General features: G+C 74.0%; 10 protein-coding genes and 1 pseudogene. 8 read left to right on the forward strand and 3 right to left on the reverse strand.

The genetic code is table 11. The features are described from left to right. Positions 1–496: pseudogene (locus JWR81_RS09010) on the forward strand (aldose epimerase); the annotation flags it as partial. Here the strand turns inward: JWR81_RS09010 and JWR81_RS09015 are convergent. Continuing rightward, positions 497–1,288, reverse strand: coding sequence for a transglutaminase-like domain-containing protein (locus JWR81_RS09015; RefSeq protein WP_297649380.1), 792 nt, complete (start codon positions 1,286–1,288; stop codon positions 497–499). A 60-nt stretch (positions 1,289–1,348) separates the two neighbouring features. Here JWR81_RS09015 and JWR81_RS09020 point away from each other — a divergent pair, with 60 nt between their 5' ends. Then, entirely contained in the window at positions 1,349–2,371 is a 1,023-nt protein-coding gene (locus tag JWR81_RS09020; protein WP_297649382.1) for an NADP-dependent oxidoreductase, read from the forward strand. On the opposite strand, the gene JWR81_RS09025 is transcribed toward JWR81_RS09020, so the two are convergent. Further along, entirely contained in the window at positions 2,361–3,359 is a 999-nt protein-coding gene (locus JWR81_RS09025) for an ATP-binding protein (RefSeq protein ID WP_297649384.1), read from the reverse strand. The two genes, JWR81_RS09020 and JWR81_RS09025, sit on opposite strands and share 11 nt — an antisense overlap. A 146-nt stretch (positions 3,360–3,505) precedes the next feature. On the opposite strand from JWR81_RS09025, the gene JWR81_RS09030 reads away from it, so the two are divergent. From JWR81_RS09030 to JWR81_RS09040, 3 genes are all read left to right on the forward strand, one after another. Then, positions 3,506–3,958, forward strand: a complete 453-nt coding sequence (locus JWR81_RS09030; protein ID WP_297649386.1) for a MaoC family dehydratase — start codon at positions 3,506–3,508, stop codon at positions 3,956–3,958. 13 nt (positions 3,959–3,971) lie between these two features. Beyond that, entirely contained in the window at positions 3,972–5,186 is a 1,215-nt protein-coding gene (locus JWR81_RS09035; protein ID WP_297649389.1) for an acetyl-CoA C-acetyltransferase, read from the forward strand. 132 nt (positions 5,187–5,318) lie between these two features. Further along, the gene (locus JWR81_RS09040; protein ID WP_297649391.1) at positions 5,319–5,813 is read left to right on the forward strand and encodes a MarR family transcriptional regulator; all 495 of its coding nucleotides are present in this window, start codon (positions 5,319–5,321) and stop codon (positions 5,811–5,813) included. Positions 5,814–5,830: 17 nt separating this feature from the next. On the opposite strand, the gene JWR81_RS09045 is transcribed toward JWR81_RS09040, so the two are convergent. Continuing rightward, complete coding sequence (locus JWR81_RS09045) at positions 5,831–6,328, reverse strand: inorganic diphosphatase (RefSeq protein WP_297649400.1); 498 nt, start codon at positions 6,326–6,328, stop codon at positions 5,831–5,833. 155 nt (positions 6,329–6,483) lie between these two features. Between JWR81_RS09045 and dacB the strand changes: the two genes are divergently transcribed. The 3 genes from dacB to JWR81_RS09060 all read left to right on the forward strand — a co-directional run. Further along, positions 6,484–7,908 carry a D-alanyl-D-alanine carboxypeptidase/D-alanyl-D-alanine-endopeptidase gene (gene dacB / locus JWR81_RS09050; protein ID WP_297649393.1) on the forward strand — a complete coding sequence of 475 codons (1,425 nt, stop codon included), beginning with the start codon at positions 6,484–6,486 and terminating at the stop codon, positions 7,906–7,908. Positions 7,909–7,990: 82 nt separating this feature from the next. Continuing rightward, positions 7,991–9,067: a zinc-dependent metalloprotease gene (locus JWR81_RS09055; RefSeq protein ID WP_297649395.1), complete on the forward strand. Its 1,077-nt coding sequence runs from the start codon at positions 7,991–7,993 to the stop codon at positions 9,065–9,067. A gap of 206 nt (positions 9,068–9,273) precedes the next feature. Beyond that, a partial coding sequence (locus tag JWR81_RS09060) for an ATP-binding protein (RefSeq protein WP_297649398.1) occupies positions 9,274–9,542 on the forward strand: 269 nt, incomplete at its 3' end.

The raw sequence follows: 9,542 nt of genomic DNA on the forward strand, positions 1-9,542 counted from the left end.
GACCGTCACCCACACCGTCCGCAACGTCGGCACGGCGGCGGTGCCGTTCGGGGTCGGCGCGCACCCGTACCTGCGCGCGGGCGACACGCCCACCGACGACTGCGTGCTGACCCTCGCCGCCGCGTCGAGCCTGCCGCTGGAGGGCGGCCTGCCCACCGGCTCCGCGGTGCCCGTCAGCGGGGAGCTGGACCTGTGCGGGGGACGCAGGCTGGCGGGCATGGAGCTCGACCACGCGTTCGGCGCCTGCACCCCCGTCGACGGCGACACGCTCGTGCGGCACCGCCTCGAGGGCGCCGGTGGCGGCGTCGAGCTGTGGGCTGATCCCGACTTCGGCTGGGTGCAGGTCTTCACCCCCGACGACCACCCGGGCCGCGGTCGCGCCGTGGCCGTCGAGCCGATGACGTGCCCGCCCGACGCCCTGAACTCCGGCACCGGGCTGCTGACGGTCGCGCCGGGCGAGGAGTGGTCGGGCAGCTGGGGCCTGCGGCCCCTCTAGTCAGTTGAGGTGGGCACGCAGGCTGCGGGCGGCGTTCGTCAGCTTCTCGGCCTGCGCCGCCGACGCCCCCCGCGCGTAGCGCTCCAGCAGCGTGGCGCCGTCCACCCAGCGGGCCTGGTCGCCGAGGGCCTCGGCCAGCTCGAGTCGCTCCGGCAGGCCGGCGCCCGGCAGGGCCAGCCGCATCCGCAGCACCCACTCCAGGTCGCGGGGCCTGCGCCGCGAGCGGTAGATGCTGCGCAGGTTCTCCAGCATCCTGACGAGGATCGCGCGGGTCGGGGTGGGCGTGAGCAGGTGCGGGCCGAACGGCACCTCGAGCCCCGCGCCCGACGAGGCCCGGAACTTCGCCTCGCACTCGGCGGGACCGATGACCGCGCCGCCCGCGAACACGTCCAGGTGGACGTGGGTCCCCACGGCACGCACGAGGAAGTGCCCGGGCATGCCCACACCCTCCAGCGCGATGCCGGCGCGTCTGCCCACCTCGATCGTCACGACCGCGAGCGTGATGGGGATGCCCAGCCTGCGGCGCAGCACGTGCGGGAGCAGGGAGTTGCGGGGGTCGTAGTAGTCCTTGCCGTTGCCCGCGAACGCCTCCTCCACGAACAGGCGGTGCACGAGTCCGTCCAGCGAGCTCACCCCCGAGGCGAGACGGTCGAGCTCGGCGAGGCCCTTGTCGATGTCGCGGCGGGCCGCGACGGCGGAGGCCGCGGGCCCGGCGGCCAGCGCGAGCGCGGCGCGGTCGAGCGGCGGGTCGGGGGCCCCGACCAGCTCGGTGAACCGCGCGACGGCGTCCATGGCGACATCGTGCGCGACCCGCGCGTCCACGTCGAGGCCGGCGTCGGGTAGGCATGCGCCATGAGCTCCGTCAGCGACCTCGTCAACCACCAGGTCCGCCTCGCCGCCCGCCCCGTCGGCCTCCCCGGCCCCGAGGCCTGGGAGCACACCACCGAGCCCGTCGCCGACCCCGCCGACGGGCAGTTCATCGTCCGCATCAGCCACATCTCGCTCGATCCCGCCATGCGCGGCTGGATGAACGCCGGCCGCAGCTACGTGCCGCCGGTGGAGATCGGTGCCGTCATGCGCGCGTTCGCCGCGGGCGAGGTGATCGTGTCCGCGCACCCCGGGTTCGCGGTCGGCGACCACGTCACCGGCACGTTCGGCGCGCAGGAGTACGCCGTCTCCGACGGTGCGGGCGTGCAGAAGGTGGACCCGTCCGCCGTCCCGATGCCCACCTACCTCGCGCTGCTCGGGATGACCGGCATGACCGCCTACTTCGGGCTCTTCGACGTCGGCGCGCTGAAGGAGGGCGAGACCGTCGTCGTGTCGGCCGCCGCCGGCGCGGTCGGCAGCGTCGTCGGGCAGCTCGCGAAGATCAAGGGCTGCCGCGTGGTCGGCATCGCGGGCGGCCCGGAGAAGTGCGCCTGGCTCGTCGAGGAGCTCGGTTTCGACGTCGCGGTCGACTACAGGTCCGACGACGTCAAGAAGGCGCTGCGCGCCGCCGCCCCCGACGGCGTCGACGTGTACTTCGACAACGTCGGCGGCGAGATCCTCGACATCGCGCTGACCCGGCTGCGCCACGGAGCCCGGGTGCCGATCTGCGGGGCGATCAGCACCTACAACGCCACCGGACCGCAGCCGGGACCGTCCAACTACATGAGCCTGCTGGTCAACCGGGCGCGCACGGAGGGCTTCCTCGTCTTCGACTACGTGGACCGCTTCCCGGAGGCGGCCGCGGAGATGGCCGGCTGGCTGCGGGAGGGCAAGCTGCAGAGCCGCGAGGACGTGGTGCCGGGCACGGTCGCCGACTTCCCCGACACGCTGCTCAGGCTCTTCCGCGGCGAGAACACAGGCAAGCTGGTGCTCGAGCTCACCGGCTGACGTGCACGCGGACCACCGTGGCGTCCGCGTCGCTCCACACCTGCAGCACGTCGCACAACTCCGAGGCGAGCCACAGCCCGCGCCCCCGAGTCCCGTCGGGCGGGGGCAGGGCGAGGCCGGGGAAGGGCATGTCCATGAGGCCGCCGCCGTGGTCGGCCACCTCGGCCACGAGCGCGGTGCCGGCCTCCTCCTCGGGGTCCGTCCAGATCCGCAGCACGCCCGATCCGGGCCCGTGCTCGACGCTGTTGGACGCCAGCTCGTTGACCGCGAGCACGAGGTCGGCGGCCCGGTCGGGGGCGAGCCCGGCCGCCGCCGCGACCTCGCCGACGAGGTGCCGCAGCGCCACCAGCTCGGCTGCACCGAACGACAGCTCGGAGACGGGCGTGCCGAGGCCGGGCGCTGGCGGCGGCGGGTAGTCGATCAACGAGTCCTGCGGCGGCCGGTACTCGGCGCTGACGGCCGACCCCTCCGCCGCGGTGAGCACGGGGTGGGTGGTGCGGGCGCGGCGGAGGTCCGGGTCGTCGGCGGCGTAGGGGCACAGCACGGTGATCGGCAGCCCCGCGATCGCGACGTTCAGCGCGATGTCCAGCCGCGCCCAGTGCTCCGGTCCGCGGCCCGGCAGGCCCGGTAGGTGCTGGCCGATCACCAGCGCCCCGTCCGCCCGTCCGCTGCGCCGGCAGGCGCGGGCGAACCGCACCGCCACCGTGAACGCCGGCACGCGGTGCACCTGCTCGGGATCGCCGAACTCGACGCCGTCCGCTGCCGCCCCGAGCGACTCGCGCAGCGCCGCCTCGTGCTCCTTCGCGAGCACCGCGACCACCACGTTCCCGGCGCCCAGGGCCGCTTGGACGCGCGGGGTGAGCTGCGCGGCCAGGTCGGCGGGCGAGGTGTGCAGCATGGCCTCGTGCCGGGCCGGGTCGGCCGGGCGTGCGGGCTCGGGCGCTCCCGGCGGGCCCGTCCCCGCCGGAGTCCCCGGTACTGCGGTCATCATGGCACCGCCCCCGATCGCCTGTCGCCGCGCACGATACGACCGGCGTCCGTCCGGAGCAGCGCGGAACGGCGATCGCGGTGTGGCAGGGTGACGTAACGGGCCGGCGAGGTGACCGCCCCGGAGATGATCAGGGAGTGGCGAGGATGCGCGTCTTCAACGGAGTGGACGACCTGCGGGCTGCCGTCGGCACCCAGCTCGGGTCCAGCCAGTGGCACACCGTCGAGCAGGGCCAGATCGACACGTTCGCCGACGCCACGGACGACCACCAGTGGATCCACGTCGACCCGGAGAAGGCGAAGGACGGGCCGTTCGGCACCACCATCGCCCACGGGTTCCTGACGCTGTCGCTGCTGCCCGCGCTGGTCAAGGACGTCTACCGCGTCGACGGCGTGAAGATGGGCATCAACTACGGGCTCAACAAGGTGAGGTTCACCTCGCCGCTGCCCGTGGGCAGCAAGGTCCGTGGCAACGTCGAGCTCGTCGACGTCGCCGATGTGACGGGCGGGGTCCAGCTCACCACCAAGATCACGGTGGAGATCGAGGGCTCCGAGCGTCCGGCACTCGTCGCCGAGTGGCTCACCCGCCAGTACGTCTGAAGGAGATCCCCCGATGCGTGACGCCGTCATCTGCGAGCCGCTGCGGACCCCCGTCGGTGGCTTCGGCGGTTCCCTGCGCGACGTCCCCGCGCACGAGCTGGCCGCCACGGTGATCCGCGGCCTGCTCGCGCGCACCGGCATCGCCCCCGACGTGGTCGACGACGTCCTGCTCGGCAACTGCTACCCGACGATGGACGCGCCCGCGATCGGTCGGGTCGCCGCGCTCGACGCGGGCCTGCCCGTCACGGCCACCGGCCTGCAGATCGACCGGCGGTGCGGGTCGGGGCTGCAGGCCGTGCTGTACGCGGCGATGCAGGTGCAGTCGGGCGCGTCCGACGTGGTGCTGGCCGGCGGCGCGGAGTCGATGTCGAACGCGCCGTTCTACTCGACGTCGATGCGCTGGGGGGCCAAGGCCGGGCCGGGCGTGATGCTGCACGACGCCCTGGCTCGCGGCCGCGTCACCGCGGGCGGCGTCAACTTCCCGGTGCCCGGCGGCATGATCGAGACCGCCGAGAACGTGCGCCGCGACTACCTCATCCCGCGCGAGGAGCAGGACGAGTACGCGGTGCGCAGCCACCAGCGGGCCGCGGCGGCGCGCGACGCTGGGCGCTTCGCCGACGAGATCGTCCCGGTCACGGTGAAGGGGCGGAAGGGCGACACCGTCGTCGACGCCGACGAGCACATCCGTGCCGACTCGTCCGTGGAGAAGCTGTCCAAGCTGCGCCCGATCATGGGCAGGGACGACCCCGACGCCACGGTCACGGCCGGCAACGCCAGCGGCCAGAACGACGGCGCGTCGATTTGCGTGGTCACCCACCCGGCGAAGGCCGAGGAGCTGGGCCTGCGCCCGCTGGTGCGGCTGGTCTCGTGGGGTGTGGCCGGCGTGCCGCCCAAGACCATGGGCACCGGTCCCGTGCCCGCCGTGGCGAAGGTGCTCGAGATGGCGGCGCTGTCGCTGTCGGACATCGACCTGATCGAGCTGAACGAGGCCTTCGCCTCGCAGGTGCTGGCGTGCACGCGGGAGTGGAAGCTCACACCCGAGGACTTCGATCGCCTCAACGTCAACGGGTCGGGCATCTCGCTGGGACACCCGGTGGGTGCCACGGGCGGGCGCATCCTCGCCACGCTGACGCGCGAGATGGACCGTCGCCAGGTGCGCTACGGCCTCGAGACGATGTGCATCGGCGGCGGCCAGGGCCTCGCGGCGGTGTTCGAGCGCGTGTCCTGACGCCGTCGGCCCGGCGTGGGCGGACGTCACAGTGCACGGAAGTTGCCCTCGGCCTCCGGACGGGACATGCTTGCGCCTAGCAACTTGTTGCATGTCACATGTAAATCGGACAGATCCACAGGGAGTTCCTCCGTGCCACCCCAGGACGAGGGCGAGATCGCCGACGCGGTGGGCACCCAGCTCATCCGTCTCCTCCGCCTCATCGAGCGGGGGCAGGCGCAGTACCAGACCGAGCACCCCGACGCCGTCGAGCGGGCCACCTACCACCTGCTGGTGCACCTGGTGAAGGACGGTCCGCGACGGGCGGGGGCGCTGGCCGAGGCCGTGCACTCCGACCCGTCGACGATCAGCCGTCAGGTCGGTCACCTCGTCAAGCTCGGCTACGTCGAGCGCACGGCCGACCCCGAGGACGGCCGCGCCACGCTGCTCGCCGCCACCGACGAGGGCAGGCGGGTGTTCGAGCAGAACCGCAAGCTCCGCAACGAGGCGATCGCCCGGATGCTCGCGCACTGGTCCGAGGACGACCGGCTGGCCCTGTGCGAGCTGCTGGGCCGCTTCACCAGCGACTTCGAGGCGTTCAAGTCCACCGCGGGTGTCCCGGCGGCCCCGCCGGGCGGCGGGGCCTGAGCCGGGACCTCCCGTGATCAGTGGGCGATGTGGCCCGCGTCCTTCGCGCGCTGCCGGCTCGCCCTGATCTCCCGCTCCGCGTCGGCGCGGCCGACCCACGTGGCGCCCTCCACGCTCTTGCCCGGCTCGAGGGTCTTGTAGATCTCGAAGAAGTGCTGGATCTCCGCCCGGTCGAACTCGGCCAGGTGGTGGATGTCACGCAGGTGCTCCTGGCGGGGGTCGTCGCTGGGCACGCAGAGGACCTTGTCGTCGCCGCCCTTCTCGTCCTTCATCCGGAACATCCCGATCGCGCGGGACCGGATGAGGCAGCCGGGGAAGGTCGGCTCCTGCACCAGTACGAGGGCGTCGAGCGGGTCCCCGTCCTCGCCGAGCGTGTCGTCGATGAATCCGTAGTCGGCCGGGTACTGGGTGGCGGTGAACAACGTCCGGTCGAGCCGGATACGGCCGGACTCGTGGTCCACCTCGTACTTGTTGCGGCCGCCCTTGGGGATCTCGATGGTGACGTCGAAGTCCACTGTCGCGCTCTCCTGCTGGTCGGTGTCGTCCTGGTAGTTCGTCTTCTCGATCGTCCTGGTGAGCCGGACCGGTCGTGCGACCGGGTCGGCGCCTGCCGATAGTCTCGTACACCGCATGCCCGGCCTCGGCGCCGGGCGAGTCGGAGGTGTTGGGGTTGGGCTTCGGCCGACGGATCGGTGACACGCTGCGTGTGCCTGGCCGCGGTCTGCGACGTGCCGTCGTCGTGGTCGTCGTGCTCGTCCTGGCCGGTGCCACGGGCGGTGCGGTGGCCCTGACCGCCCCCGTCCTGCTCGCCCAGGTGCGCCCCGGGGCCACCGTGGCCGCGCTCCCGCCGATGCCGGCCCGGGTGCTCGGCCCGCTCCCGGCCACCGCGCCCGCCCCCACGGCGGCCGGTCTCACCGCCGTCCTCGACCCGATGGCCGACGCCATGCCGGGCCGCTTCACCGGCATCGTGCTGGACCCCGACTCCGGCAAGGTCCTCTGGCAGCGCACCGCCGCCACCGCGCTCGCACCGGGCTCCACCGGCAAGCTGCTGACCACCGCCGCGGCCCTGCTCACGCTCAACCCCACCGGCACGCTCGTCACGCGCGCGGTGGCGGGCACCGAGCCCGGCACGGTGGTGCTGGTCGGCGGGGGCGACCCCACCCTCACCGCCCTGCCCGACGGCAAGACGGGCGTCTACCCCGACCCGGCCCGGCTGACGTCGCTCGCCGAGCAGGTCAAGCAGGCGATGGGGGCCGTGCCCATCACGAAGGTGCTCATCGACACCAGCCGCTACACGGGACCGGCGCTGGCCGACGGCTGGGACCCTGCCGACATCGCCGGTGGTGACATCACCCCGATCGAGCCGCTCATGCTCGACGGCGGCCGGATCGACCCCACTGCGCTCGACGGCCCGCGCGAGGAGCAGCCCGCGCTGGTGGCCGGCCAGGCCTTCGCGAAGATGCTGGGCGTCGACCCGGGCGGCATCACGCAGGTGAAGACGGACACGGACGCGAAGGTTCTGGGTTCGGTGTCCTCGGCGCCCATCAGCGACCTCGTCGAGAACCTCCTCCAGATCTCCGACAACGTCACCGCCGAGGTGCTCGCGCGCGAGACGGCCATCGCCCGGGGCGGCGATCCGAGCTTCACCGGCTCGGTCACCCAGACGATGGCCGCGCTCTCGGCCGCGGGCTTCGACCCCACCGGTGCGGTGATGAAGGACGGCAGCGGGCTCTCGACCGAAGACCGGGTGCCCGCAAAGCTGCTCGGCGCCATCCTCAACGCGGCCGCCGCCCCCAGCCAGGGGCCGGACGACAGCGAGTTCCTCCGCCCGATCGTGTCCGGGCTGCCGGTCGCGGGCGGCGACGGCACGCTCGGCGACCGCTTCGCCCCCGACACCGACTCGGCCGCGGGCCGGGGCGTGGTCCGCGCCAAGACCGGCACGCTGACGGCCGTCAGCAGCCTCGCCGGCGTGGTCACCGACGCCGCAGGGCGGCTGCTGGTGTTCGCCTTCATGTCCAACGGCCCGTCCCCCGCCGCCAGCCGGCCCCGGCTCGACGACATGGCCGCGAAGCTGAGCGGCTGCGGCTGCGGCTGATCGCTGGTCCGGCTCGATCCGGCCGGGCCCGTCCGATCGGTGTGTGGGGCGCGAGCGGGATGCGGTGCGTAGCGTGGAGGGCGTGCCGCCATCGATCGACGCCCCGGCGTCCACCACCGGCCCCGGTACCCGGGGCCTGCCCGTCGACTGGGACCTCGCCCGCCGCACGGCCGCGCGTCTGGTCGGGTCCGGGCCCGAGGTGGGCCGCGAGGAGGCCGTCGAGCTGGTCGGCAGGCTGCGGTCGGACGCCGCCGTCGCCGAGCGCCACGTGCGCGACGTCACGGGCCTGGGGCAGGGGCTGCCGCTGCTGCCCGCGGACGTGGTGGACCGGCCCGACTGGTCGGCCGCCGCGCTCGCCGGTATGGCCGCGCTGACGGCCGACGCCCGGCTGCCCGAGGTGGGGCGCGCCGCGCGGGCGGTCACGTGCCGCACGGCGGGCCTGCAGCTCGGCGGGGTCGTCGCGTACCTGGGCGGGCGCGTCCTGGGCCAGTACGACCCCTTCGGCGGCCCGGACGGCGAGGGCAGGCTGCTGCTCGTGGCCCCCAACGTGTACGCGGCCCAGCAGACGCTGGGCGTCTCGTCCGAGGACTTCGGGCTCTGGGTCTGCCTGCACGAGGCCACCCACCGCCTGCAGTTCACCGCCGTGCCGTGGCTGCGCGATTTCTTCGCCGAGGAGGTCGGCAAGCTGCTGTCGGTGGGCGGGGCCGACAGGGTCTCGCTCACGTTCGAGCGGCTGCCCGAGCTCGTGCGCACGCTGAAGGAGTCGAAGGGCGACTCGCTCGCCGTCGTCGAGCTGCTGCAGGGGCCCGAGCAGCGCGCGGTCCTCGACAGGCTGCTGGCCATGACCACCCTGCTGGAGGGCCACGCCGACCACGTCATGGACGCCGTCGGCCCCGGCATCGTGCCGAGCGTCACGACGATCCGCGACCGTTTCACGATGCGTCGCCGCGGCGGCGGCCTGGTCGACCGCCTGCTGCGCGCCCTGCTCGGGGTCGAGGCGAAGGTCAAGCAGTACGCGGTGGGCTCGGCCTTCACCGACCACGTGGTGCTCGCCGTGGGCATGGAGGGCTTCAACAGGGTGTGGGCCGGCCCCGACACCCTCCCCACCCGAGCCGAGCTGGCCGACCCCGGCTCCTGGCTCCGCCGCGTCAACCCCTGACCCGAGCCGCGAGTCGGCACGACGAGGCCCCGAGTCCTCACGGCGGGTGTGGCTCTCGACGGCCGGGTTCCCGCTCGTCCGGGCGGCGTGCCACGGTGGACGCGTGGCCGATGCGGTGATCGCCGGGATCGGGACATGAGCTGCGCACAGGACGCTCATGTCCCTGGTCCGGCTGTCCCTGGTTCGGCGATCGTGGTGGCCGCGCTGTGACCGGGCCGGCGGTCGGTGAGGTGCGACGGGCCGTGCGGACCGCCTTGGCGGCGCTGCCCGCCGCCGTCCGGGCCGCCCCGGTGCTGGTGGCCTGCTCCGGCGGCGCGGACTCGCTCGCGCTGGCCGCCGCGGCCGCTGCCGTCCGGGGGCCGGACGGAGTGTGCGCCGCCGTTGTCGACCACCGACTGCAGGACGGCTCCGCCGAGCGCGCGGCCATCACGGTGGAGCACCTCGCGGCGCTCGGGGTGCGCGGCGCCGTCCACCC

Source organism: Pseudonocardia sp., from assembly GCF_025965585.1.
Classification (GTDB): domain Bacteria; phylum Actinomycetota; class Actinomycetes; order Mycobacteriales; family Pseudonocardiaceae; genus Pseudonocardia.

What these genes read in the sequence shown, in the direction of transcription:
- JWR81_RS09015 (WP_297649380.1), bottom strand. Translation starts at nt 1,288, where the DNA reads ATGGACGCCGTCGCGCGGTTCACCGAGCTGGTCGGGGCCCCCGACCCG.
- JWR81_RS09020 (WP_297649382.1), top strand. Translation starts at nt 1,349, where the DNA reads ATGAGCTCCGTCAGCGACCTCGTCAACCACCAGGTCCGCCTCGCCGCC.
- JWR81_RS09025 (WP_297649384.1), bottom strand. Translation starts at nt 3,359, where the DNA reads ATGACCGCAGTACCGGGGACTCCGGCGGGGACGGGCCCGCCGGGAGCG.
- JWR81_RS09030 (WP_297649386.1), top strand. Translation starts at nt 3,506, where the DNA reads ATGCGCGTCTTCAACGGAGTGGACGACCTGCGGGCTGCCGTCGGCACC.
- JWR81_RS09035 (WP_297649389.1), top strand. Translation starts at nt 3,972, where the DNA reads ATGCGTGACGCCGTCATCTGCGAGCCGCTGCGGACCCCCGTCGGTGGC.